This window comes from Paramicrobacterium salitolerans (assembly GCF_051513965.1).
Taxonomy (GTDB): Bacteria; Actinomycetota; Actinomycetes; order Actinomycetales; family Microbacteriaceae; genus Paramicrobacterium.
The window spans coordinates 212,694-236,591 of record NZ_CP195847.1 but is presented as its reverse complement, the minus strand read 5'-3'; the positions used below and the strand labels follow the sequence as shown (position 1 = coordinate 236,591).

At 66.5% G+C, this 23,898-nt stretch carries 21 protein-coding genes; 11 read left to right on the top strand and 10 right to left on the bottom strand.

Features of this window, described 5'->3' with window-relative positions:
- Positions 1-43 precede the first annotated feature (43 nt).
- Positions 44-3,784, bottom strand: a complete 3,741-nt coding sequence (locus ACSAGD_RS01110) for a proline dehydrogenase family protein (protein ID WP_437583874.1) — start codon at positions 3,782-3,784, stop codon at positions 44-46.
- A 118-nt stretch (positions 3,785-3,902) separates the two neighbouring features.
- On the opposite strand from ACSAGD_RS01110, the gene ACSAGD_RS01105 reads away from it, so the two are divergent.
- Both ACSAGD_RS01105 and ACSAGD_RS01100 read left to right on the top strand, forming a co-directional pair.
- Positions 3,903-4,823, top strand: a complete 921-nt coding sequence (locus ACSAGD_RS01105) for a LysR family transcriptional regulator (protein WP_437583872.1) — start codon at positions 3,903-3,905, stop codon at positions 4,821-4,823.
- 96 nt (positions 4,824-4,919) lie between these two features.
- Positions 4,920-5,270: a nuclear transport factor 2 family protein gene (locus tag ACSAGD_RS01100; RefSeq protein ID WP_437583870.1), complete on the top strand. Its 351-nt coding sequence runs from the start codon at positions 4,920-4,922 to the stop codon at positions 5,268-5,270.
- Here ACSAGD_RS01100 and ACSAGD_RS01095 read toward each other — a convergent pair.
- Positions 5,246-6,253 carry a cation diffusion facilitator family transporter gene (locus ACSAGD_RS01095; protein WP_437583869.1) on the bottom strand — a complete coding sequence of 336 codons (1,008 nt, stop codon included), beginning with the start codon at positions 6,251-6,253 and terminating at the stop codon, positions 5,246-5,248. The two genes, ACSAGD_RS01100 and ACSAGD_RS01095, sit on opposite strands and share 25 nt — an antisense overlap.
- Positions 6,250-6,735, bottom strand: coding sequence for a transporter substrate-binding domain-containing protein (locus ACSAGD_RS01090; RefSeq protein WP_437583868.1), 486 nt, complete (start codon positions 6,733-6,735; stop codon positions 6,250-6,252). Before ACSAGD_RS01090 ends, ACSAGD_RS01095 begins: the two co-directional genes overlap by 4 nt.
- 145 nt (positions 6,736-6,880) lie before the next feature.
- Here ACSAGD_RS01090 and ACSAGD_RS01085 point away from each other — a divergent pair, with 145 nt between their 5' ends.
- The 6 genes from ACSAGD_RS01085 to ACSAGD_RS01060 all read left to right on the top strand — a co-directional run bounded on the left by ACSAGD_RS01085 (position 6,881) and on the right by ACSAGD_RS01060 (position 10,894).
- Positions 6,881-7,852 (top strand): hypothetical protein, encoded by a 972-nt coding sequence (locus ACSAGD_RS01085; protein WP_437583867.1) that lies wholly within the window; start codon positions 6,881-6,883, stop codon positions 7,850-7,852.
- Between the two features lie 91 nt (positions 7,853-7,943).
- Positions 7,944-8,819: a hypothetical protein gene (locus ACSAGD_RS01080; protein WP_437583865.1), complete on the top strand. Its 876-nt coding sequence runs from the start codon at positions 7,944-7,946 to the stop codon at positions 8,817-8,819.
- Positions 8,820-8,929: 110 nt separating this feature from the next.
- A complete protein-coding gene (locus tag ACSAGD_RS01075) occupies positions 8,930-9,100 on the top strand; it encodes a hypothetical protein (RefSeq protein WP_437583864.1) in 171 nt (56 codons plus the stop codon).
- Positions 9,101-9,159: 59 nt separating this feature from the next.
- The gene (locus tag ACSAGD_RS01070; RefSeq protein ID WP_437583863.1) at positions 9,160-9,648 is read left to right on the top strand and encodes a YajQ family cyclic di-GMP-binding protein; all 489 of its coding nucleotides are present in this window, start codon (positions 9,160-9,162) and stop codon (positions 9,646-9,648) included.
- A gap of 141 nt (positions 9,649-9,789) precedes the next feature.
- Positions 9,790-10,341: a DJ-1/PfpI family protein gene (locus ACSAGD_RS01065; protein ID WP_437583862.1), complete on the top strand. Its 552-nt coding sequence runs from the start codon at positions 9,790-9,792 to the stop codon at positions 10,339-10,341.
- A gap of 199 nt (positions 10,342-10,540) precedes the next feature.
- Complete coding sequence (locus tag ACSAGD_RS01060; protein ID WP_437583861.1) at positions 10,541-10,894, top strand: DUF2695 domain-containing protein; 354 nt, start codon at positions 10,541-10,543, stop codon at positions 10,892-10,894.
- 5 nt (positions 10,895-10,899) lie between these two features.
- Here ACSAGD_RS01060 and ACSAGD_RS01055 read toward each other — a convergent pair whose 3' ends face one another.
- The 3 genes from ACSAGD_RS01055 to gabT all read right to left on the bottom strand — a co-directional run bounded on the left by ACSAGD_RS01055 (position 10,900) and on the right by gabT (position 15,294).
- The gene (locus tag ACSAGD_RS01055; protein WP_437583860.1) at positions 10,900-12,366 is read right to left on the bottom strand and encodes an aminobutyraldehyde dehydrogenase; all 1,467 of its coding nucleotides are present in this window, start codon (positions 12,364-12,366) and stop codon (positions 10,900-10,902) included.
- Positions 12,367-12,433: 67 nt separating this feature from the next.
- Positions 12,434-13,885 carry an NAD-dependent succinate-semialdehyde dehydrogenase gene (locus ACSAGD_RS01050; protein ID WP_437583859.1) on the bottom strand — a complete coding sequence of 484 codons (1,452 nt, stop codon included), beginning with the start codon at positions 13,883-13,885 and terminating at the stop codon, positions 12,434-12,436.
- 35 nt (positions 13,886-13,920) lie between these two features.
- Positions 13,921-15,294, bottom strand: coding sequence for a 4-aminobutyrate--2-oxoglutarate transaminase (gene gabT, locus ACSAGD_RS01045; protein WP_437583858.1), 1,374 nt, complete (start codon positions 15,292-15,294; stop codon positions 13,921-13,923).
- Positions 15,295-15,420: 126 nt separating this feature from the next.
- Here gabT and ACSAGD_RS01040 point away from each other — a divergent pair, with 126 nt between their 5' ends.
- On the top strand, positions 15,421-16,956 hold the full coding sequence (locus ACSAGD_RS01040) for a PucR family transcriptional regulator ligand-binding domain-containing protein (RefSeq protein WP_437583857.1): 1,536 nt from the start codon (positions 15,421-15,423) through the stop codon (positions 16,954-16,956).
- 17 nt (positions 16,957-16,973) lie between these two features.
- Here the strand turns inward: ACSAGD_RS01040 and ACSAGD_RS01035 are convergent, their stop codons facing one another.
- Positions 16,974-17,915, bottom strand: a complete 942-nt coding sequence (locus ACSAGD_RS01035) for a hypothetical protein (protein WP_437583856.1) — start codon at positions 17,913-17,915, stop codon at positions 16,974-16,976.
- Between the two features lie 109 nt (positions 17,916-18,024).
- On the opposite strand from ACSAGD_RS01035, the gene ACSAGD_RS01030 reads away from it, so the two are divergent.
- A complete protein-coding gene (locus tag ACSAGD_RS01030) occupies positions 18,025-19,461 on the top strand; it encodes a DHA2 family efflux MFS transporter permease subunit (RefSeq protein ID WP_437583855.1) in 1,437 nt (478 codons plus the stop codon).
- Positions 19,462-19,464: 3 nt separating this feature from the next.
- Positions 19,465-20,055, top strand: coding sequence for a TetR/AcrR family transcriptional regulator (locus tag ACSAGD_RS01025; RefSeq protein ID WP_437583853.1), 591 nt, complete (start codon positions 19,465-19,467; stop codon positions 20,053-20,055).
- A 37-nt stretch (positions 20,056-20,092) separates the two neighbouring features.
- Here ACSAGD_RS01025 and ACSAGD_RS01020 read toward each other — a convergent pair whose 3' ends face one another.
- From ACSAGD_RS01020 to ACSAGD_RS01010, 3 genes are all read right to left on the bottom strand, one after another.
- A complete protein-coding gene (locus tag ACSAGD_RS01020) occupies positions 20,093-21,136 on the bottom strand; it encodes a winged helix DNA-binding domain-containing protein (protein WP_437583852.1) in 1,044 nt (347 codons plus the stop codon).
- 69 nt (positions 21,137-21,205) lie between these two features.
- Positions 21,206-22,189 (bottom strand): alpha/beta hydrolase, encoded by a 984-nt coding sequence (locus ACSAGD_RS01015; protein WP_437583851.1) that lies wholly within the window; start codon positions 22,187-22,189, stop codon positions 21,206-21,208.
- A 331-nt stretch (positions 22,190-22,520) separates the two neighbouring features.
- Positions 22,521-23,879: an FAD-dependent oxidoreductase gene (locus ACSAGD_RS01010; protein WP_437583850.1), complete on the bottom strand. Its 1,359-nt coding sequence runs from the start codon at positions 23,877-23,879 to the stop codon at positions 22,521-22,523.
- Positions 23,880-23,898 lie beyond the last annotated feature (19 nt).

The window sequence follows — 23,898 nt, the reverse complement described above, 5'->3', positions numbered from 1 at the left end:
AGTGTCCGCTGGGAGCCGCCTGTTTGCGACGAGACGCTCCGCGTCAGATCACGCCTTCGCTCCAGGGGTCGAGGTTGCCGAAGCGGTGTGCTGTGATGGAGATCGCCTGCTCACGCAGGAACGTCAGCATCTCGATGCGCCCCGACTGTGTGACCGGGCCCGCGTGAATCGCGACGTCCGGGTCGCCGTCGAGCGTGGCCGCGAGGCTCTGGTGCAGGCGACGTCGCGCGTCGGCATCCGACCCGACGATCCGCACACGCGGCGGTCGCGACTGCTGCTCGCCATCGACGACGGGCGGATTCGCGATGCGCTGCATCCACTCGGCATCCGGTTCGACCGTCACGACCACACCGAGACCGTCGAGAACGCGCAGAACCGGTGTCGGGAGCGCGTTCGCCACACTCACTCTGAGCGACGACTTCGCGCGCACGCCAGCGACGACGATACGCAGCACTTCACCGAGAACAGCGTCATCCATCGCACGGATCACAACGGGCACGGACCGGTAGCGCAGCAGGTTGCGCTCCACGTCGAGCCCGGTGGCGTCGGTCACCTCGCCGTACTCGTTCGCCCACGCAACGGCGTCCGACAGCGCGCTGCGGCGCAGAACGTCGAACTCCTCGTAGTCCATCGATGGCTGCGCCGATTCGATGAGCCGGGTGATGCGGGAGTCGAGGCCGCGCAGGTGAAGCGTCGAACTCGACGACCCGCGGGCCGAACGCCACGAGCCGAGAGCGTAGAGATAGCTCGGGCCGCCCGCCTTGGTACCGGTGCCGACGGACGAGCGCTTCCACCCGCCGAACGGCTGCCGCTGCACGATCGCCCCCGTGATGCCGCGGTTCACGTAGAGATTGCCGGCCTCCACCTTGTCGACCCATTCGGCGAGATCGTCCGGGTCCTGCGTGTGCAGCCCGGAGGTCAATCCGTACTCGATGACGTTGACATACCGAATCGCCTCATCGAGCGACCGTGCGCGCATGACGCCGAGCACCGGTCCGAAGAACTCAGTCAGGTGGAAGTACGAGCCGGGCTTCACTCCGGTGCGGATGCCGGGCGACCACAGCTGCCCCGGCCGGTCGAGACGGTGCGGCTGCACCAGCCACTCTTCGCCCACGCCCAGCTCGGTGAGTGCGTGCAGCAGCTTGCCCTGCGCCGGTTCGATGAGGGGCCCCATCTGCGCGCTCGGGTCGGAGGGATACCCGACGCGCAGCGACATCGCGGCATCCACAAGCTGTCTCTCGAATCGCTCGGACTTCGCGGCGGACCCGACGAGAATGACAAGACTGGATGCCGAGCACTTCTGCCCCGCGTGGCCGAACGCGCTCTTCACAACGTCGGCCGCCGCGAGGTCCATGTCAGCGCTCGGCATGACGATGATCGCGTTCTTGCCGCTCGTCTCGGCGAGGATCGGCAGGTCGGGCTTCCAGGACCGGAACAGCTTCGCGGTGTCCCACGCGCCGGTGAGAATGACGCGGTCGACGGCGTCATGCGCGATGAGCTGTCGGCCGAGGTCGCCCTCCTCGATGGAGACGTACGCGAGCAGATCGCGGGGCACACCGGCCTCCCACAGCGCCTCCACCATGACGGCTGCAGTGCGCTCAGCCTGCGGTGCGGGTTTGATGATGACGCCCGACCCCGAAGCCAGTGCGGCGAGAACACCGCCGGTCGGAATCGCGAGCGGAAAGTTCCACGGCGGCGTCACCACGATGAGGTCAGACGACTCGAAGACAGCGCCCTGCACACGGTCGAGCTGGCGCGCCTGCGCGGCGTAGTAGTGCGCGAAGTCGATGGCCTCGCTCACCTCGGGGTCGCCCTCGCCGATGGTCTTGCCCGCCTCGGCACCCATGACCTCGAGCAGCTGATCGCGGTGCGCGGCGAGCGCGTCGGCCGCCTTCTCAAGCACCTCCGCACGCTCAGAGCCGGGCTTCGTGCCCCACTCGGCGCCCGCGGCGCGCACACGCTCGATGATCGCCTCGAGCTCCTGCTCATCGGTGACGGTCAGTCTCTCGACCGTGTCGACGCCGAGCCGCGAATCGGCCATGCGCGAGATGATGCCGCGGCCCCACTCCCGGTTCGCCGGAATCGCCGGGTCGGTGTCCGGGGTATTGCGGAACCCGGGCATGCCGGCATCCGACCGCGTCACCGTCTCGAAGGTCCCCGTGAAGATGCGGGTCGTGTCGAAGGGGCCCGGCTTATCTCCGGACGGGCGACCGAGATTCAGCACCTGCTGCGTAAGCCCCTGCTCGGGGAACGTCTCTTCTGGCGTCGTGAGGGGGTCGGATGCCGCGTTCGCTGTGCTCTGCGCAGAAGCATCCTGCACGATCGCGTTCTCCGCCGTCGCATCGGCGTCGGGATCGGCGGCGAAACGCCACTCCGACTGACGATTCTGCGTGCGGTTGGGCGTCGGCGGCAGGGACCCGTCGCGCGAGAGCTCCTCGATGGAGCTCAGAAAGCGCTGCGTCTCGCGCTGCAGCAGCTCGTGGTTCTCGTGCAGTTCGAACACAACCGACATGTAGTTGTCGCTCGACGCGTTCTCCTCAAGCCTGCGGATGAGATACGAGATCGCGACGTCGAACTCGTGCGGGTTCACGACGGGCGTGTAGAGCAGAAGGTTTCCGACGACCGCTCGCACCGCCTGCGCCTGCCCGGTCGCCATGCCGAGCAGCATCTCGAACTCCACCGCGTGCGTCACACCCATTCGCTGGGCGAGCAGCCAGGCGTATGCCACGTCGAACAGGTTGTGACCGGCGACGCCGAGCCTCACGGCATCCGTCCGCTCTGGCGTCAGCGCCCACTCGAGCACACGCTTGTAGTTCGCATCGGTGTCCTGCTTGACCGAATACGTCGCTTTGGGCCAGCCGTGGATCTGCGCGTCGACGTTCTCCATCTCGATGTTCGCGCCCTTGACGAGACGCACCTTGATGGGTGCTCCCCCGGCGGCTCGACGCGTGCGCGCCCACGCGTTCAGCTGCTGCATCGCGGCGAGCGCGTCGGGCAGATACGCCTGCAGAACGATGCCCGCCTCGAGACCGCGGAGATCGTCATGCTCGAGCACGTGCGTGAACACGGCGATCGTGAGGTCGAGGTCGCGGTACTCCTCCATGTCGAGGTTGATGAACTTGCGATGGCCGCGCCGCTCAGCGTCGGCCGCGAGCCGATACAGCGGCAGCAGCTTCTGCACGACGTGCTCGACAGCCTCGTCGAACGACCACATCGACAGCTGCGAGACGATCGACGACACCTTGATGGAGACGTAGTCGACGTCGTCGCGCTCGAGCAGACGCATCGTTCCATCGAAGCGGCGCTGTGCCTCCTTCTCGCCAAGAACGGCCTCGCCCAGCAGATTCAGGTTCAGCCGCGAACCGTCCTCGCGCAGGTGAGCGATCGCCGGCCCCAGCTTCTCTGGGGTCGCATCGACCACGAGGTGCCCGACCATCTCGCGCAGCACACGACGCGAGATCGGAATCACGATGCCCGGGAGCACCGGCCCCAGCACACCGCCGCACCAGATGGCGGCGCGCAGGTACCAAGGCAGAAACTTCGGCGTCAGCCCGGCCACCTTCTGCAGCCCGTAGCCCGCGACGAAGAGGTCCTCGGGGCGCATGACCCCGTCGACGAAGCCAACCGTGAACGCCAGGCCGTTCGGGTCGCGCAGAACGCCTGCGAGTCGCTGCGCCGCAGGGTCTGCCGGATAGGCGGCGCTCTCGTGGACCCACCGGTGGGCAAGCTGCACGGCCTCCTGGGCAAGATCGTGTCGAATCGCGTCCGTCGCTGGTTGTGCCATGCCCACGAGACTATTCCCCCTCGCTGACGTTGGCATGGGGCACAGCGGTTATTCGTCATCTCGGCTGATGGTTGCGGCTTACATTGGTCACACAGGCTTAACGAAAAGAGGTGAATGGATGCTCGACATGCGACGCCTCCGCGTGCTGCACGAGCTCAAGCTGCGCGGCACGCTCTCCGCAGTCGCCGAAGCCCTGTCGTACAGTCCGTCCGCCGTGTCACAGCAGCTCGCGCAGCTGGAGCGCGAGACGGGCGTCTCCCTCGTGCGCAAAGCGGGGCGACGGGTCGTTCTCACCCCGCAGGGCGAGGTACTCGCGGCGCACGCGGCGCGTCTGCTCGACGACCTCGACGCCGCACAGGCCGCGGTGTCCGGAACACTCGAGGGCGTCTCGGGCACCGTGCGGCTCGCGGTGTTCCAGTCCGCCGCGCACGCGATCATCCCGCGCGCCATCTCACTCGTCGCCGAGAGGCATCCTCACCTCCGCGTCATCACCGTCGAGCGGGAGCCCGACGCGGCGCTGTTCGAGGTGTCGGCCCGCGACTTCGACCTCGTGATCGCCGAGCAGTACCCCGGTCACACGCGCGCGCTGCGCCCGGACCTCGACCGTGTACCCCTCGGAAGCGACGCGATCAGGCTGGCGATGCCACCGGAGACGGATGCCGCGGACGCACCGCGCGCCACGGCCGGCAGCTTCGCGGCAGCCGTCAGCACGCGCCCCTGGGTCATGGAGCCGGAGGGAACCGCCTCGCGCAGCTGGGCGCTGCAGCTCTGCCGCGGGGCTGGCTTCGAACCCGACGTACGCTTCGAGACAGCCGACCTCATGGCGCACATCCGGCTGATCCGCAGCGGCAACGCCGTGGGTCTTCTCCCCGACCTCGTGTGGGCGGGCGAAGAGCCGTCCGTGCATCTCGTCGATCTCCCCGGAAGTCCCCATCGCGATGTCTTCACCTCCGCGAGGCCCTCGAACGCCACCCGCCCCGGAGTGGTCGCCGTGCGCGAGGCGCTCTCCGACGCCGTCTCAGAGATCGCGCCGGGCTGAGCACGCCCCGCTGCGCGGAGCATCCTCATTGTCAACGGCTGTCGCGCGAAGCATCCTCCTTGTCACGCTGGAAAGACGTCGTATCGGGAGGAAGACATGACACGCACACCCACTGAGGTCATCCACGATCACCTCATCAAGCGTCTCGAGGGTGAACTCGAGGCCGACATCGCCCACAACTTCGACGAGAGCATTCTGATTCTGTCGGGCTTCGGCACGTTCCGCGGCCACGACGGCATCCGGCAATCGGCCGCTCTGCTCGCCGAGGCGGTGAAGACCGGCGACTTCGCCTACAACCGCACCGTCGTCGAGCGCGAGTACGGCTTTCTCGAGTGGACGGCGACCGGCGAAGACGAGATCGTCCGCGACGGCGCAGATTCGTTCCACGTCGTCGACGGGCTCATCGTGGCGCAGACCATCCACTACACGGTCTGGCCGCGCGACTGACTCTCTGCATCCGAGGGCGTCGTCGCGTAGTCCGGCACCTCCATGACCGGCACCAGCACGAGGTCTTCGACCCGCCAGTCGAGCTTCTGGCACTGCACAGCGGTGTCGTGCAGCTTCTGATCTGAGAACGAGTCGCCCTTCAGCACGACGAACGTCTCGACGTGAAGAACCTGCCCCACCTCACGCGCACGCGATCCGACGTCGACGACCCACGGGAGCGAGAGCAGGTGCTCATGGAGCTTGCCGATGATGGGGTGCGTCGACTTCTGGTCATACGTCGTCGCACGCTGATCCATGAGGTCGAGCACCGCTGACTTGGTGTTTCGGAGACCGTCCCACAGGATGCCGCCGGCGATGAACAGCGCCGCGGCGGAGTCCAGCCACCACAGCCCGATTCCGATGCCTGCGACGCCCACGATCGAGCCGACGTTGGTGGTCCAGTCGGCGCTGCTCATGTCGGCATCCGCGTAGAGCAGCTTGTTGTGCAGTTTGGGTGCGATCTTCTTCTTCGCCCGCCCGAACAGCACGGGAGGCGTAGCGATCAGCGCCATCACGCCCATCATGAGCCAGCCCAGCCACACCGTGTGCCCCCACAGGAGCACAGTGCCGATCGTCGGGTGCTCGGCACTCACGAGCGAGGTGACCGCCTCCACGATGAGGTTCGTCGCCACGAGCACGAGCGCGACGCCCGCCACGAGGTGGCCGACGCCCATCGCCCGGTGGTAGCCGTAAGGATGCTTCTTCGTCGCCTTCCGCCCGATGAAGATCACGGCGACGAGAAAGGCGATCTGCGGGGTCGTCGAGAGCATGTCCTCGACCCACGCGGTCTTCATCGCCTGCGAATTGCCGAGCACGAAGAACACGATCGTGACCGTGAACGACGTGAACGCGATGCTGAGCCACTCGAGCCGAACCGCCTTCTTGAGGGCGCGGTCCTGTTCTTCTGGCAGCTCGCGCACGACCCGCGAATACGCGCTGATCACTTCTTCTCCCGCTGCGAGTCGAGGTAGGTCTCCAACGAGCTGAGCAGAGCGTTCTCTCCCATCGGCACGAGCATCACGAGATTGAGCGTCGACCCGTCGTCCGCGGTGATGCTGCGGTAGGGACGAGTCATGCCCGCGCGCTCAGCCCAGGGAGTCGTGTCGGTGATGCCCGCGATCACGATGTCGAGCTGCTGCGTCTCCAGACCGCGCACGAGTGCTTCCTCGCTTCCGACGGTCCACTCGATCTTCGCGTCGATGCTCTTCGCGTACCCCTTGACGAGCTCGGCCTCGCTTCCGCTCACGTGGTTCTCCTCGACGACCGCGAGGTCACCGTTCGGCGAGACGCCGACTCGCAGCGTTCCTCCGCGCGCGTGCTCAAGACTTCCGTACGGGTCCGTGGGCATATGCAGCGAGCAGGCCGTGAGCGCCAGCACAGCGATCAGGGTCGCCGCCGCTCGCACCACACGCCATCCAGTCTGCATGCTCTGACGCTAAAACTCAGGGCGGTCAGCGCGCGAGTGGTTGACAAGCAGCGCTGCATGCGCGTGCATCCGCCTGTCGTTGAGCGCCACGCGCGCGAACCGACGCTTCCGCTCCTCCCACCTGTCGATTTCCAATGATCGAGCTATGCCCGCTTCCGTCGATCTGCGTCCTCTCCAGGTGGATCCCCACCGCGGTCAGCTCGCCGCCTTCATGGCGGACGTGAAGGCTGGCGTCTTCGGAAAGGACTCCACAAAGCTCCGCGGGCTCGAGAAGGAATGGTCGACGTTCATCGGCGGCTTCATCCTTTTCGGCGTCATCGGCCTGTTCATCGTGGTGCCGAAGATGTTCGAGCCAGACGCCGATCCGATGTTCACCGCGGTCTCCGCAATCGTCATCTTCGCGGCACTTCTCTGTGGCGCCGCGATCGGGGGCTGGTTCTATGTGCGACCGAACCTGAATCGTTGGAAGGAGCGTTTCGCCCTCGCGGAGTTCGCGTTCGCCAACGGCTGGCGCTTCGAACCGGCCACCTCGCGTCTCAGGTACCCAGGTCTGATCTTCCCCAACTTCGCCGGCAACGCCGAAGACCGCACCACCGCAAGCGGCGACCGCAGCTTCGACATCGGCAACTACACGTTCATCGAGCGAACGACGAAGGTGTTCCTGCGCCACCAGTGGCACTACATCGCGATCAGGCTCGAGCGGAACCTTCCGCACATGGTGCTCGACTCCAGAGGGAACAACCCCGTGGTGGGCAGCAACCTTCCGATGACCGTCGCCCGCGATCAGGTGCTCTCGCTCGAGGGCGACTTCGACCGCTATTTCACGCTGTACTGCCCTCGCGAGTACGAGCGCGATGCCCTCTACGTCTTCACCCCCGATCTCATGGCGCTCCTCATCGACAACGTCGCCGTATACGACGCCGAGATCGTCGACGATTGGCTGTTCTTCTACAGCACGACGCCGTTCGAGCCCCGCGACGAGGCGCAGTGGCGCCGCATGCTCAGCATCGTCGACGTTGTGGGCGCCAAGGCACTCTCACGCACGGAGCGCTACACCGACAGCCGCACCGCCGCGACCGGGCCGAGCCGAACGTCGCCGCGGGCGGTCAACGCCTGACAGCGCGCTCGCGACTGCTGCCGACCGTACTCGTCGTGGGAGGTGCCGTGCTCATCGGCATCCTGTTCGGCCTGCTGTGAAGGAGACTGACGTGAACTTCGGCCCATTGCTGCAGGAGCCCAGCGCTGAAGACGCCGAGGCGTTCCGCAGTGACGCCCAGACCGGCCGCTACGGCGATCTCGAGAGCGCGGCGAACCCCGACGCTTCGCCGCGCAACGTCAGGCTGGTCTCAGCACTGGCGCTCGGCGTCATCGCGATTCCGGTGCTGATCATCGGCAACTGGATCACGCGAGTGCTCCTGATCGTCATGTGCGTGGCGATCTTCATCGGCATCGTGTTCCTCCGGAAGCCGCCCACGAAGTCTCACCCTGCCTCATGGCCCGAGTGGCTGCGACTCGCGCGCTTCGCGAAGGCGAACGGCTGGGGGATGAACATTCACGCGTCGACCCTGCCGTACGCCGGGCGGATCTTCCACATGGGCCTCCTGCACACGGCCACCGAGCGCATCTTCCGCAATGGCGCGGACTTCTTCGATGCCGCGAACCTCGAGTTCCGCACGTGGCGTCTGAAGAGCACAAAGCTCAACCGCTGGCACTACGTCGCGATTCGCTTGCCGTCGCCCCGCCCGCAGATGTATCTCACGACCACTCCGAGCACGGGGCCCTTCAGCCTTCAGCTGCTGTACGGCCTCAAGCCGAATCAGAGGATGCTCGCACCCGCCACGGCATCCGCACCATTCGTCGCTTTCAGCCCACCCGGCTTCGAGGCTGATCCGAACACAGTCGTCACGTCCGAGATGCTCGAGCTGCTCGTCGGCAGCAGCGGCGCCTACGAGATCGAGGTTCTCGGCGAGTGGATGTTCGTGTTTCGCGAGGGCGCCTACCCGTGCTTCGCGCCCGAATGGTGGCAGAGGATGCTGCGGGTCGTCGAGCTCGCGCAGACACGTGACGCCGCCGCGGCATCCTGATACCCGCTGCTCACACGCTGGCCCTAACAGCAGCTGCCGTTTCGGTCGAGGGGGTTCACAGGACGTCACGGGCGGGGGAGACTCGGCGCTACCGAGGGATGGAGGAAGCAATGGGACGCCTCATCGTCGCGCTTCTGATCATCGGGGTGATACTCGCCGTGATCGGGCTGCTTGCGAAGGGGATTGAGTGGCTCGCAGTCGTGGGAGTCCTGATCTTCATCGGAGCGCTGATCTGGGAAGGACTTCGCAGACTCATCGCGAGGAACAGAGCCGTGAAGTAGGTGCCGGACGACTCGGCTGGGTTCCACCCCGGCATCCTGATACGGGCTAGCATGTCTGCATGGCAGATTCATCGTTTGACATCGTCAGCAAAGTCGACAAGATGGAGGCGGAAAACGCCGTCAACCAGGCCCGCAAAGAGGTCTCGCAGCGTTACGACTTCAAGGGCACGGACCCGTCGGTCGAGTGGTCGGGCGAGAGCATCCTGCTGAAGGCCAACACCGAGGAGCGCGTCAAGGCGATTCTCGATGTGGTGCAGTCGAAGTTCATCAAGCGCGGCATCTCGCTCAAGAGCCTCGAGTCGGGCGAGCCGTACCCGAGCGGCAAGGAGTACCGCGTCGAAGTCGGCCTCAAGAACGGCATCGCGAGCGACCAGGCGAAGAAGATCTCGAAGATCATCCGCGATGAGGCGCCGAAGAGTGTGAAGAGCCAGATCCAGGGCGATGAGCTGCGCGTGCAGTCGAAGAGCCGCGACGACCTACAGTCGACGATCTCGCTGCTCAAGAACTCCGATCTCGACATCGATCTGCAGTTCATCAACTTCCGCTGACGCAGCCGAGGTGCGGAGCGCTTTCGGAGCGTTCTGAGACGCGGCGTCCTCTCCCCCTCTTGTCGCGGGGTCAGAAATCGCCGAGAATGAGTGCGAGAGCCGCCGTGGGCGCGGCTCCGCCGCCTGTCTGGGAGGTATATCGTGTCGAAGATCGTGATTCTCACTGGGGATGCCGCCGAGACCCTTGAGGTCTTCTACCCCTACCATCGGCTTCAGGAGGCCGGCTACGAGGTGCACATCGCCGCGCCGGAGAAGAAGAAGCTGCAGTTCGTGGTGCACAACTTTGTCGACGGGTTCGACACCTACACGGAGAGCCCCGGCCACCACTGGCCTGCGGACGTCGCATTTCGTGACGTGAACCCCGACGATTATGTTGCCGCGGTGGTGCCCGGTGGTCGTGCGCCGGAGTACATCCGCAACGACCCGGATGCGCAGCGCATCGTGCGGCACTTCATGGAGAAGGATCTGCCGGTCGCGGCGACGTGCCATGGGCCGCTCATCCTCGCCGCCGCCGGGGTGTTGAACGGACGGACGTCATCCGCGTACCCGCAGCTCGCGGTCGACGTCGAGACCGCGGGCGGTGTCTTCGAGGACGGCGGCGCTGTCGTCGACGGCAACCTCGTGAGTGCACGTGCGTGGCCTGACAACGGAACCTGGATGAAGGCGTTCCTCGAGGTGCTGCCGCAGCCATGACGCGCTGAGCGACCCCGCGACCGTGACGCGCCGGGGGACCCCGCATCCGTGACGCGCTGAGCGACCCCGCGACCGTGTGCCACTTTGTCCTACCTCCGGGCGCTCTGAGAGCGGACAAAGTGGCACACGGTCAATTGCCTATAACGCGTCAATTGTGAGACGCGATGTCGATGTCAGATGCTCATGGTGCACTGCGTCTATGAATGAAACAGCTATTAGTGAGGCAGAGGGCTTTGTCGCGCGCACTGCCGAGGCATTGACCGCACCGCGCCCTGACGAATGCCTGATCTGCTTTGTTTATCGCATGCTCGAATACGGGTGCGACGGACTCCGCTGGGCAACTCGATATCGGGATCTACGCGTTCCCCGCGCCACCCGTTTCGAGGCGGGGATGGGAAAGCGCGGAGCGTATTGCGATTGCGAAATACTCATGAACGCGGTCGAGTGCACGCTCTGGGATGATCCCGAGTTACTCGAGTCGACGCCGATTCCGGAATGCCGCGGAATCGTTCGAAAATCGCTACAGCCGTGCACGCTGTGGCGTTGGTCATAGACCGCTCAGCCCAGCGCGTGCATCACGTGCTTCACGCGGGTGTAGTCCTCCAGGCCGTACATCGAGAGGTCCTTTCCGTAGCCGGACATCTTGAACCCGCCGTGCGGCATCTCGGCTGTGAGCAGGATGTGCGTGTTGACCCACACACAGCCGAAGTCGAGATCCCGGGTGAGACGCATGGCTCGAGGGTGGTCTGCGGTCCAGACGCTCGACGCGAGCCCGTAGTCGACGTCGTTCGCCAGTGCGACCGCCTCCGCCTCGTCGCTGAACGCCTGCACAGTGATCACCGGCCCGAAGGTCTCCTCCTGAACGCATGCGTCATCCTGATGCACACCCGTCACGACAGTGGGCGCATAGAAGAAGCCACGCTCTCCCATTCGCCGACCGCCGGTGCGGATCGTGGCATGATCAGGCAGCGCATCGATCACGGCCTGCACCTTCGCGAGGTGCCCCGCGTTGTTGAGCGGACCGTAGAGAGCATCAGCATCCGTGCCCGTCTTCGTCGCCTCTGCCGCACGCACCAGCTCATCGACGAACTCGTCGTGCACCGATTCGTGCACGAGCACACGCGTGACGGCGGTGCAGTCCTGCCCCGCGTTGAAGTACCCCGACTCGGCGAGCGCGTCGGCCGTGGCACCGAGGTCAGCATCGGCGAAGACGACCGCGGGAGCCTTTCCGCCCAACTCGAGGTGTGACCGGTGCAGGCGCTTCGACGCGGATGCCGCGACCTGGCGGCCCGCCCGCACAGAGCCGGTGATCGCCACGAGGCCGGGAGTGGGATGCTCCGTCATGAGCTCGCCCGTGGAAGCGTCGCCGAGAATGACGTTCAGCACGCCGTCGGGCAGCACTCCGCGGCTCGCGTCGGCGAGCACAAGCGTCGATTCGGGCGTGGTGTCGCTCGGCTTCAGAACCGTGGTGTTACCGGCCGCGATCGCCGGAGCGATCTTCCAGACCGCCATCATGAAGGGGTAGTTCCACGGCGTCACCTGGGCGACGACCCCGATCGGCTCGCGTCGCACGTAGGACGTGTGCCCCTCGAAGTACTCCCCCGCCGCGGCGCCCTCGAGCACGCGTGCAGCGCCGGCGAAGTAGCGGATCTGATCGCAGCCGGTCAGCACTTCCTCAACGCGGATGGTCTCTTTCGGCTGCCCCGTGTTGCGGTGCTGCGCCTCGACGATGTCGTCGGCACGAGCTTCGAGCGCGTCGGCGAACGCGAGCAGAGCGGCCTGACGCTCGCCGGGGGTGGTTCGACCCCAGGATGCCGCGGCGTCACGCGCCGCGTCGAAGGCGGCATCCACATCGCTCTCGACCGACACGGGCGAGACCGCCACGCGCTCTTCGGTCACGGGATTCACGACGTCGATGGTGTCGTTACCTGCGGCGGCGACGAAGCGTCCGCCGATGAAGTTCTGCAGGGTCGCGCGGCCCTCGTGAGGCGTAGCGGCCGGTGCGGTCTGGGTTGACTGTGACATTGCTCTCGCTCCTTTGCGATGGACGGATGCCGCTGGCGGCGGGGCTCGTGACCCCGCCGCCGTGCTGTCAGGCCGGCATCATCGTGTACTTGGTGTTGAGGTACTCGTGGATGCCCTCGAGGCCGCCCTCGCGGCCGAGCCCGGACTGCTTCACGCCGCCGAACGGTGCGGCCGCGTTCGAGATGACGCCCGCGTTGAGGCCCACCATGCCCGACTCGAGACGCTCGATCATGCGGTGTCCGCGCTCAAGGCTCTCAGTGAAGGCGTAGGCGATGAGCCCGTATTCGACGCCGTTCGCCATCGCCACTGCTTCGTCCTCCGTCGAGAACGGCGCGATCGCGAGCACGGGTCCGAAGATCTCCTCACGCAGGATCTCCGCCTCGCTCGGCACACCCGCGACGACGGTCGGCTCGTAGAAGTGCCCTTCCGACTCGACGCGCTTGCCTCCGTGGAGCAGCTGGGCGCCGTGCTCGACGGCATCCTGAACCAGGCGATCGGCCTTCTCGACCGCCGCGTCGTTCACGAGCGGTCCGATCGTGACGCCGTCTTCGGTGCCGCGGCCGATCCGCATGGCCGTGACCTTCTCGGTCACACGGCGGGCGAACTCGTCGGCGACGGCCTCGTGCACGATGAAGCGGTTCGCCGCCGTGCACGCCTGACCGATGTTGCGGAACTTCGCAGCGATCGCACCGTCGACCGCTTTGTCGAGATCGGCGTCGTCGAACACGATGAACGGCGCGTTGCCGCCGAGCTCCATCGAGGTGCGCAGAACGTTCTTCGCGGACTTCGCGATGAGGTCCTGCCCGACGCCGGTCGAGCCGGTGAAGCTGAGCTTGCGCAGTCGCGGGTCTTCGATGATGGCGTCGGAGACCGGTCCGGTGCGCTTCGTCGTCACGACGTTCACGACGCCCTTCGGCAGCCCAGCATCCTCGAGCAGCTTCGCGAAGTGCAGCGTCGTGAGCGGGGTGAGGGATGCCGGCTTCACGACGACCGTGCAGCCCGCGGCCAGCGCCGGAGCGATCTTGCGGGTGGCCATCGCGAGCGGGAAGTTCCACGGAGTGATGAGGAAGCAGGGGCCGACGGGGTGCTGCGACACGACCATGCGGCCCGTGCCCTCCGGGTTCAGACCGTAGCGACCCGTGATGCGCACGGCCTCTTCGCTGAACCAGCGCAGAAACTCGCCGCCGTACGTGACCTCACCGTTCGACTCGGCGAGGGGCTTGCCCATCTCAAGCGTCATGAGCAGGGCGAACTCGTCGCGGCGCTCCTGCATGAGGTCGAAGGCGTCACGCAGAATGTTCGAGCGCGTGCGCGGCGGAGTCGCAGCCCATTCCTCCTGCGCCGCGACGGCGGCATCGAGCGCGGCTTTGCCGTCCTCGACGGTGGCGTTGGCGATCTCGACGAGCGTCTCACCCGTCGACGGGTCCTCGACGGCGAACGTCTCGGGTGCGTCGCGCCACTCCCCGCCGATGAACAGTCCGGTCGGCACCTTCGCGAGCAGGTCCTTCTCTGAAATCATGGTCTCTCCTTACGTGTCGTTCTCACCGCGACGGATCACCGTGCGGAGCTTTGCGAGTCGTCGCGCAGCGCGGTCGCGACGATGTCCAGTCCCTCGACGAGCAGTTCGAGGGGAATCGTGAGCGGCGGCAGAAAGCGGATCACATTGCCGAAGGTTCCGCAGGTGAGCACGATGACCCCCTGGGCGTGAGCTGCCTTCGCGACGCGCGTGGCGAGAGCGGCATCCGGCTCCCCCGTCTCGGCATCACAGAACTCGATCGCGATCATGGCGCCCCGCCCGCGCACGTCAGCCACACGGGGGTCGGATGCCGCGATGTCGCGGAACCTCCGCACGATGATGTCCCCGATGCGGTCCGCGGCTTCGCAGAGTCCCTCGTTCTCGAACGCGTCGATGGAGGCGAGCGCCGCCGCGCAGGCGACGGGGTTGCCGCCGTACGTTCCGCCGAGACCGCCGGTGTGAACGGCATCCATGATCTCTGCGTGCCCGGTCACCGCCGACAGCGGCAGTCCGCCAGCGATGCCCTTCGCCGTGGTGATGAGATCGGGCACGACGTCCTCGTGCTCGCACGCGAACATGCGCCCCGTGCGAGCGAAACCGGTCTGCACCTCGTCGGCGATGAACACGACGCCGTTCTCGCGAGCCCACGCCGCGAGCGCCGGCAGAAACCCGTCTGCGGGCACGATGAAGCCGCCCTCACCGAGAATCGGTTCGATGATGATCGCGGCCACCTGGTCGCCGCCGATCTGCTTCTCGATGCGCCCGATCGCAGCACGCGCGGCCTGTTCGCCGCTGAGACCGCCGTCACGCAGCGGGTACGACACGGGCGCGCGGTAGATCTCGGAAGCGAACGGGCCGAAGCCCCGCTTGTACGGCATGGCCTTCGCGGTGAGCGCCATCGTGAGGTTCGTGCGTCCGTGATAGGCGTGGTCGAAGGCGACGACGGCCTGCCGTCCAGTATGGGCGCGCGCAATCTTGACCGCGTTCTCGACGGCCTCGGCGCCCGAGTTGAAGAGGACGCTGCGCTTGGCGTGATCGCCGGGCGTGACCCGGTTCAGCGCTTCAGCGACCGCGATGTAACTTTCGTAGGGAGTTACCATGAAGCACGTGTGAGTGAAGCTCGCCACCTGCTCCGCGACGGCATCCACGATGTGAGGATGCGCGTTGCCGACGCCCGTGACGGCGATTCCGGAGCCGAGGTCGATGAGTGAGTTTCCGTCCACGTCGACGACGACACCGCCTCCCGCGGCCGCGGCGAACACGGGCATCGTGGTGCCGACGCCAGCCGCGACGGCGCTCTGCTTGCGCTGCATCAGCTCGGTGGAGCGAGGTCCGGGGATGCCTGTGACGAGTCGGCGCTCCTGTGGAAGCGCGGGCCCACCCGTGGTGATGGTCGGTTCTGCAATGGTCATGGCTTTCTCCGCATCGAGGTCGCGCACCCGTTCGCGCTGTTGTCCCCATGCTAAGAACCGCGGCCGGGCTCGTAACGTGCCATTTTGGAGCGTCAACCTCAGAATGCAGTGCATAATGGCAGAACCATGGCCATCACCGTTCGGCGTCTGCTGGCGCGAAGCGACCTCGGGCTGCGGCTGCTGACGACGTTTGCCGATGCGGCACCGGCCGCCGAGGCGATGTCGCCCGTCGCGGCAACAGCGCGCGCCGCGGTGACGTCGTCAACCGAGGTGACGTCGTCTGCCGAGCATCCTCTCGACCGCCGCATCACGTGGGTGACGGGCACCGACCTCGACGACCCGACCCCGTTTCTCGGCGAGGGCAACGTCGTGCTCACGACCGGACGCCAGCTCGGCGATGATGTGGGCGCCGCAGATGCTTACGTCGCGCGACTCGCTCGCTTCGGCATCCGCGCCATCGGATTCGGCTCGAACGTCTACAGTGAGGTTCCGCAGGCGTTGATCGACGCGTGCGCCCGCGAGCGGATGCCGCTGTTCGATGTACCGTATCGCACCCCGTTTCTCGCGGTCATCCGGTACGTCGCAGACCTGGTCGCCGCCGAGGCGCAGGCAAGAACCGCCTGGGCTGCGGACGCCCAGCGTACGATCGCCCTTGCGGCGATGCGCGACGACGGCCTCGCGGAGAGCGTCGCCGAGCTCGGTAGACGGCTCGAACGCGCTGTGACACTGTTCGACGCGCGTGGCCACCGGCTGCACGCTCACCCGACGGCTGGGCACGACGAGACTGTCACGGCTGAGGCCGAGCGGATGCTGGCGCGCGACGTCCGCGCGGCAGGCGCCACCGAGAACGGCGTTCTCCTGCAGACGATCGGACGCGGCGGTGACCTGCGGGGCATCCTCGCGATCGACGGACCGCTCGATCACGCCGCACAGGGCGTGGTCGCCGCGGTGATCGCGCTGGCGGGAATGTCGCTCGAACGCCAGCGCTCGCTCGCCGAGGCCGCGCTTCATCTGCGTACCGGAGCCTGGCAGAGCCTCCGTGCTGGAGACGTCGCACTCGCCGTCGATCTCGCGGGGCCTGGCGTTCTCGCCGACACCTTCATCGTGGGGATGCTGCGCGACGATGCTCGCGCGAGAGCCGAGCTGCTGGCGCGCCGTGACCTCTTCGTCGCGCGCGATGACGATCGCCTCGTCGTGCTCGACCCCGACACTTCGTGGGCGACGTGGCTCTCGGACGAGCACCGCATCGCCGTCGGACTCTCGACCCTCGCCACCCCGAGCTCGGCCGCGGTCGCGTCTCGCGAGGCGGCGGCTGCTCTCGAGCGCGCCGAGCGAGCGGCATCCGTCACCTCGTTCGACGCGGTCGTGGACGGCGGGCTGCGCGCCCTTCTCGATCGGGACGACGTCCGCACCATGGCCCGCGCGCTCCTCGCACCGCTCGCGGACCACGATGCGCACAGCGACACGCGCCTCACCCCGTCGCTTCGGGCCTGGCTGCGGCACAATGGTCAGTGGGACCCAGCCGCGCGCTCCCTCGGCATCCACCGGCACACGCTCCGATCACACGTCGAGTCCGCGGGCCGAGTGCTCGCGAAGAACCTCGCCGACGCGGAGACCCGCGCCGAGCTGCTCTTCGCGCTGTCTCTCACCGAGTCGCGCTGACCTCGGCGTTCCTCCACCTAACTCTGAACGCTCCAGCCCGCGGTCGCGACTCGCTCGCCGCGGAGCGCCAGAATGACGAAGATCGCCAGCGCGACGAGAATTCCGGTGTCCAGCGCACCCCACAGTATGAGGAAGAACACGTAGTAGAAGACGTGCTGCAGCATCCCCTCGATGGCAAGCATGATGACCTGCAGGATGGCCATCACCACGAAGCTCGCTCCCACAACGATGAGCGCTGTGACGATGACACTCGAGATCGAGCGCACCCGCGACAGCGGACGAATGACCGCGAGCACAAGCAGCACCGCTCCCCCGACGAAGACACCGCGGAGCAGCTCCGTGCCGAAGTACGTGCCGAACACGTTGAAACCGCCATAGGGAGTGAACACATAGAACAGTCCGGTGAAGAGGCCTGTGACGACGAATTCCGCCACGACCAGACCAGCGATGATCAGTGCGTCGACCACCGTGTTCTGACGCGCGGATGCCCCGGTCACGAGTTCGCCCTTCCAGAGACGCGCGCGCAGAATGACGGCGCCGAGAGCCACCGCGATCGTCAGCAGAATGACGTTGGAGACCAGGGAGCCGACGTTGATCGAGTGAGCCGGACCGTGCTCGAATGCCGAGCGGATGCCGAGGTAGATCAGCCGGTAAACCAGATGCACGACCGTGCCGATGCCACCCGCGATCAGCAGGGGCACGATCAGCACCTTGACGGATCGGTCAAGGCGGGGCGGCTTCACAAACGCCAGCGACACAAACGCACCGGCGGCGAACATGCACTGCGGCAGGAGGTTCTCGAAGAGCGCGATGACAATGCCCTCCAGGCCGAAACCGTAGTTCACGAAGGCCGAGAGCATGAAGATGACTCCCATTGCGGCGGGAAACGCCGCCATCACGAGCGCGTTCTGAATGGGAGGACGGACGGATGCCGGTTGCGGAGGCAGCTGCTGAGTCATGCGCCCCAGGGTAGACGACTCCCAGCAAACTCTAAGATACTCTTTTGTTTCTTAATTTCGCGATCAGGCGTACATTAGAAACCAGAACGTTTCTTATGTAAGGAGTCTCATGAGCGCGGCATCCGCCCAGCCCGCGACCGCAGAACGCCTGCCACGCGCGGCGGTTCGCACGATCAGCGCCGTCATCGTCGGCGGCGCGGCGGCCATTCTCGATTCGACCATCGTCACGATCGCCCTCGACCACCTGAGCAGCGACCTCGACTCGACACCCGCGACGATTCAATGGGTCGTCACGGCCTATCTGCTTGCCCTCGCCGCGGCCATCCCGCTGAGCGGCTGGGCACAGAGCACGCTCGGCGGCAAACGATCATGGATGATCACACTCACGATCTTCGTGGTCTTCTCAGCCGCCTGCGCACTCGCATGGAATGACACGAGCCTCATCGTGTTCCGCGCCCTGCAGGGCTTCGGGGCGGGCATGATCTTCCCTCTCATGCAGACCCTTGCCGTGCAGGCGGTCGGCAAGGTCAGCGCGAAGCTCATGGGCACGACGATCGCGGCGATCAGCGTCCCCCTCGCGCTCGGCCCGATTCTCGGACCGGTGCTCGGCGGCATCCTCCTCGACACCGTCGGGTGGCGCTGGCTCTTCCTCATCAACGTGCCGCTCGTGGGCATCGGCCTTCTGATGGCGTGGCGCATGATCGCACCGGATGCCCCGAGCGCCGCCCCGCGGGCACGCGTCGACCTGGCCGGGCTCGCCCTTCTGATCCCGGGGCTCGTCGGCATCGTGCTCGGGCTGTCCAACGTAGCCTCTGATGGAGGGTTCGGACACCCCGATGTGCTCGTCCCGCTCGGGTGCGGGACCGCACTCGTCGCAGGCTTCGTCATCTGGGCCGTGCACCGCGGACACGACGCCGCCGTCGATGTCTCCCTGCTGAGCCTTCGGTCGCTCGCGACGTCGTCCGGCGTTCTCTTCACGGCCGGCGCCGCGCTGTACGCGGGCATGTTCCTGCTTCCGCTCTACTGGCAGCAGGTGCGCGGCGACAGCGTACTGACCGCCGCGCTCGTGCTCGTCCCGCAGGGGGTCGGCGCCCTGCTCGCCCGGGTGATCGCAGGCAAGCTGGCGGTCCGATTCGGCGCGCGAACCCTCACGATCGGTGCGTTCGCCATCACGGCGCTCGGCACCGTTCCGTTCGCGTTCGCCGGCACCGATGCCAGCGGATGGCTGCTCGGTGTCGCGCTGTTCGTACGCGGACTCGGGGTCGGCGCCGTGATCATGGCCCCGATGATGGTCGCGTACGCCGACGTCCAGCACGACGAGATGCCACACGCGACGATGCTCACGCGCATCACGCAGCAAGTCGGTGCGTCGCTCGGGGTCGCCGTCATCGCGGTCGTGCTGGAGAACGCGGTCGCGGGCGACGTCGTCACCGGGTTCCAGACCGCGTTCTGGTGGCTGATCGGCATCACGCTTGCGGCGCTGATCCCGGCATTCGCGTTCCGCCGTGAGAACCTGGATGACGAGGTTCCTGCGACGAAGGGATGACGGGTGGATGCTCCGAAGACGCGCCGTCGCGGCGCCGAGCTCGAAGCCGCCATCCTGTCGGCCGCGTGGAACCAGCTCGTCGAGGAGGGCTACGCTCGCTTCACCTTCGATACCGTCGCCGAGCGCGCGCGCACGAGCAAACCGGTGCTGTATCGGCGCTGGAGCGGTCGCGAAGCGCTGCTGCGCGCCGCCATCAGGCACCGCGGCGCGAGCTCCCCGCCGGCAGTGCCCGACACTGGAGGCCTTCGTGGCGATCTGATCGAGACGCTCCGCAACGCGTCCACGGGTGAGAGCACGATGGCGGCACTCCTCACGGCGCTGGTCACCAGCCACTTCGAAGACATCGGAATGACTCCGGCCGAGCTGCGCGCCGAGATGATCGGCTCGCGCGAAACGTCTGTCACGACGATTCTCTCGCGTGCCGTCGAACGAGGCGAGGTGGATGCCGCGAGGCTCACGCCCCGCGTCGTCGACCTGCCGTTCACCCTGCTCCGTCACGAGTACCTCATGACCTTCGCACCGCCAAGCGATGAAGCGATCGTCGAGTTCGTCGATCAGATCGTGCTTCCCGTGCTGCAGCCGGCGGCGCACTGACGCCTGAGAGCACTGACGGCTGCACACCGCGCGAGGATCAGTCGTACGGCCAGGCCTCCACGGCGGCGTCGATCGCGCGCCTCGTTCGCACCGACACCTTCTCGACGAGACTGACTCGCTCACCCTGTCTCGAGGGGCGCGGACGCCACGTGCCGACAGTGACCCCGTCGACGAGAACGGCGGGGCGGAAGACCCCGTTGTTTCCAGGAACAAGCTCGCGCTGCATCGCCTCGCTCGCCGTGAGCGAGCGGTCACCGTAGCCGAGGATCCACTCGTCGAATCCGGGCACCAGCGCAACGCCGGTGGGATCGAGCTCTCGCGGCTCGCTCACGACCCACGCGGGCGCGCCCATTCCGTCCACAGACACCTCGGTGAGGTCTGCATCGGCGACGCCGCGGCGAAGCATGGTCTTGGGCAGCTTCGTCCACCACGCGAGATCATCGAGGGTGACGGGTTCGCGCGCCGCGACGTACCGCCTGACGAGCGCCGCCAGCGCGGCATCCACCCCCTCGACCTTCGGCAGTTCCGCGAGCGTGAGCAGCTGCTCTCGCCCCGAGTCCGCGAACGCGCCCCACCACGTCAGCCCAGCGACAGTGAGGTGCATCAGCAGGTGGTAGCCACGCCCGCCGGTGGCCGGGATGCCCGCGGCCTCCCACGCCGCGATGATCTGCGCGCGCGTCAGCGGCTGCTCCGAGAGCATCTCCCGCGCGATGTCGCTCGCCCGGTCGATCGTGGCCGCGTCGACGCCGAGCTCCTCTCGCCGACGAGCGGCGGAGCGATGCGTTCGCTCGGCCGTGACGGCGAGCAGTGTCGCGAGATGCCGCGGAGTCGTGGCGAAGAGTGTGCCGCGCATCGGCCACGAGCGCACGATCTGCCCGGCGTCGAACGCGGCACGCACGTCATCGAGCGTGGTACCGGGCCTCGAGCGCAGAGCGATCGCACGCAGCACCGAACCGAGGTCCTGCCCTTGAAGCGCGACGGCCCGGTCGACGACCTGCGCAGGCGTCAGTTCTGACCCTCCGAGCAGCTGCGCGTTCCACCTCATGCGTCGAGCGGCGTCGGCTGTGATGGCGGCATCCATGCGGTCAGGCTAACAGCGGGGTGCGACACCGGTTTTCGCTCGCGGTCGGTCGGCCAGCGGCATCCGCTCTCACCCGTATGCCTTCAGCCACGTCGTGAGCTCTGAGTACGCTCGTTCCCGAACGGGTTTGGCGGACAGCGTCACGTCGTGCAGGGCACCATCCAGTCTGACCAGCGAGACCGACCGGCCGAGCCGCGGAACCCGCTGCGCCACCTCGTCGACGTTCAGCACGATGTCGGTGGTGCGCATCGCCTCCGACCAGGTCCGCGAGATGGTGGAGTGCGACGACAGCATCACGAGCGTCGGCACCTCAATCGAGAGGCCGCCCGCGACCTTCCTCTGCCCCGCAAACACCGCCGCGAGCCAGCCTGGGTGCGTCGCGAAGCCGCGATCCGGTCGCCATCGCGGGTCGATCTCCCACTCCCCCTCGTATCGGTTGGAAATCGTGCGCGTGTAGAAACCGAGGTCGACCTGCGGTAGCGAACGCAGCGGCGTGATACGCGCGCCGATCTCCAGCAAAGGCGTCAGAGCCTCACGTCCGACACCGCCGATCTGGAACTCGAGCCACGGGCTGTTGAGCACGAGGGCGTGAGCACGGCCGGGATGCCTGTCGACCCACAGCGCAGCGGTCAGCCCTCCCGTCGAGTGCCCCATCACGATGAGCCTCCGCGAACGTCGCGCATCCTCCGCGTGCCCCATCGCCGCCAACGCGGCCTCGATGTCTTCGTCGTACGTCTCGAGATCGGTGATGTAGCCGGGCGTCTGGTGTTCGCGGAGGCTGCGCCCGTACTTGCGAAGATCTAGGGCGTGGAACCGCGCGCCCGTGGCCTCCCACGCTTCGGCGAGGTGACGCTGAAAGAAGTAGTCGACCCAGCCGTGGATGTACAGAACGTCGACGTCGGAGAGAGGCCTGAGGGATGCCGCGAAGCGCTGCACCGGCGTGCGCGTCGTTCGGACGAGTGTCGCGACGACGTCGCCCTGGGCATCTGGGGCGAGCGGGAGGTTCGCCTGTTCGAAGCCTCGCCCGAGTGGATCCGGCTGCCACGTCACCATGTCTTCAGAGTAGCGAAGAGGCTGCTTTTCGCAGTCTTCACAGGCTGCGGCGCCTCGTCGCCCCGAACGGGGGCCAGCCGTGGCGCCTGAGCATGAGTAGCATTCACGTTTAAGGTCTTTTCATGGGCCCCCACATCGAGGCCGTGGGCGTGCTGCGTTTCCCTTCAAACACCTGTCGCGCTCACGGTCCTCGTCCACCGATCACCCCTCAAGTGGGGACTGACGCTCTCGCAGTAGACGCTCCTACGCTGACACTCAGGATCGACAGCCCGAATCGCGCTCGACTGGAACCCGACCGCCGCCCCTGTTCACACCCCTAGGCGGCCGGGTTCTACTCGCCGCGGGAGATCTTCACCATCTCGTCGCGCGGGACGACCTTGATGCGGGCACGCTCGTGCGGCTCCCCCAACGCGATCTCGTGCGCGTCCAGGTTGTGCCAGCCGTCGAGATCCGTGTAGGCAACGTCACGCTCATTGAGCAGATCGACGATCGCCTGCTCGTCGGGATGCTCCGGAGACCACCAGCTGCCCTGATCGTTGATGATGTGGGACACCGTCTCCATGGCATCCGACTTGGTGTGCCCGATGAGCCCGATCGGTCCGCGCTTGATCCACCCTGTCGCGTAGACACCGTGGACCTGCTCGTTCGTCTTCCGGTCGATGACACGGCCCTCGTGGTTGGGAATCACGCCGAGCTTCTTGTCGAACGGGATGCCCTGAAGCGGCGACCCGAAGTAGCCGATCGCCCGGTACACCTGGCCGACCTCGACCTCGCGGATCTCACCGGTACCCTCGACGCCGCCCTCGCCATCGGGACGTGTGCGCTCGTATCGCAGGGCCTTGACGTTGCCATCTCCGTCGTCGACGATCTCGAGCGGCTTCGCGAAGAAGTGCAGGTGCAGCCGACGAGATGCTTGACCCGTCTCACGCTGACGCCACTTCTGCATCACACGGTCGATGACCATGACCTGCTTGTTGCTCGCGATCGCCTGCTTCGAGGCCTCGTCGTAGTCGAAGTCCTCGTCGTACGTGATCATGTCGACGTCGTTCAGCTCGCCCAGCTCACGCAGTTCGAGCGGTGTGAACTTCACCTGCGCAGGCCCACGCCGCCCGAAGATGTGAACGTCGGTGATCTTGGACGCCTTGAGGCCCTCATAGACGTTGTCGGGAATCTCCGTCGGAAGCAGGTCGTCCGCGTGCTTCGCAAGAACGCGAGCCACATCGAGTGCGACGTTGCCGTTGCCGATCACCGCGACAGACGACGCGTCGAGATTCCACTCGCGCGGAACATCGGGATGCCCGTCGTACCAGTTCACGAAGGATGCCGCTCCGAAGGAGCCGTTCAGCTGGGCCCCCGGAACCTCGAGTTCGTGGTCGCGGATCGCACCGGTCGCAAAGATCACCGCGTTGTAGTGCTGCTTGAGGTCTTCGAGCGTGAGATCCTCGCCGTACCGAACGTTGCCGAAGATGCGGATGTCGCCGCGATCGAGCACGTCGCGAAGCGCGTTGATGATGCCCTTGATGCGTGGATGATCGGGAGCGACGCCGTAGCGCACGAGCCCGTAAGGCGCCGGCAGCTGCTCAAACAGGTCGATGGAGACCTCGAACTTGCGCTCAGCTTTCAGAAGGATGTCAGAAGCGTAAATGCCTGCGGGGCCAGCCCCGACCACGGCAAGTCTCAGCTTTGTCACATGTGTCCTTTGCTCTGTC

Excerpts from the sequence above, each read along its gene's own strand:
- ACSAGD_RS01085 (WP_437583867.1), top strand. The coding sequence starts at position 6,881 with ATGCCCGCTTCCGTCGATCTGCGTCCTCTCCAGGTGGATCCCCACCGC.
- ACSAGD_RS01030 (WP_437583855.1), top strand. The coding sequence starts at position 18,025 with ATGAGCGCGGCATCCGCCCAGCCCGCGACCGCAGAACGCCTGCCACGC.
- ACSAGD_RS01100 (WP_437583870.1), top strand. The coding sequence starts at position 4,920 with ATGACACGCACACCCACTGAGGTCATCCACGATCACCTCATCAAGCGT.
- ACSAGD_RS01105 (WP_437583872.1), top strand. The coding sequence starts at position 3,903 with ATGCTCGACATGCGACGCCTCCGCGTGCTGCACGAGCTCAAGCTGCGC.
- ACSAGD_RS01040 (WP_437583857.1), top strand. The coding sequence starts at position 15,421 with ATGGCCATCACCGTTCGGCGTCTGCTGGCGCGAAGCGACCTCGGGCTG.
- ACSAGD_RS01050 (WP_437583859.1), bottom strand. The coding sequence starts at position 13,885 with ATGATTTCAGAGAAGGACCTGCTCGCGAAGGTGCCGACCGGACTGTTC.
- ACSAGD_RS01055 (WP_437583860.1), bottom strand. The coding sequence starts at position 12,366 with ATGTCACAGTCAACCCAGACCGCACCGGCCGCTACGCCTCACGAGGGC.
- gabT (WP_437583858.1), bottom strand. The coding sequence starts at position 15,294 with ATGACCATTGCAGAACCGACCATCACCACGGGTGGGCCCGCGCTTCCA.
- ACSAGD_RS01035 (WP_437583856.1), bottom strand. The coding sequence starts at position 17,915 with ATGACTCAGCAGCTGCCTCCGCAACCGGCATCCGTCCGTCCTCCCATT.
- ACSAGD_RS01015 (WP_437583851.1), bottom strand. The coding sequence starts at position 22,189 with ATGGTGACGTGGCAGCCGGATCCACTCGGGCGAGGCTTCGAACAGGCG.
- ACSAGD_RS01090 (WP_437583868.1), bottom strand. The coding sequence starts at position 6,735 with ATGCAGACTGGATGGCGTGTGGTGCGAGCGGCGGCGACCCTGATCGCT.
- ACSAGD_RS01110 (WP_437583874.1), bottom strand. The coding sequence starts at position 3,784 with ATGGCACAACCAGCGACGGACGCGATTCGACACGATCTTGCCCAGGAG.
- ACSAGD_RS01075 (WP_437583864.1), top strand. The coding sequence starts at position 8,930 with ATGGGACGCCTCATCGTCGCGCTTCTGATCATCGGGGTGATACTCGCC.
- ACSAGD_RS01060 (WP_437583861.1), top strand. The coding sequence starts at position 10,541 with ATGAATGAAACAGCTATTAGTGAGGCAGAGGGCTTTGTCGCGCGCACT.
- ACSAGD_RS01020 (WP_437583852.1), bottom strand. The coding sequence starts at position 21,136 with ATGGATGCCGCCATCACAGCCGACGCCGCTCGACGCATGAGGTGGAAC.
- ACSAGD_RS01070 (WP_437583863.1), top strand. The coding sequence starts at position 9,160 with ATGGCAGATTCATCGTTTGACATCGTCAGCAAAGTCGACAAGATGGAG.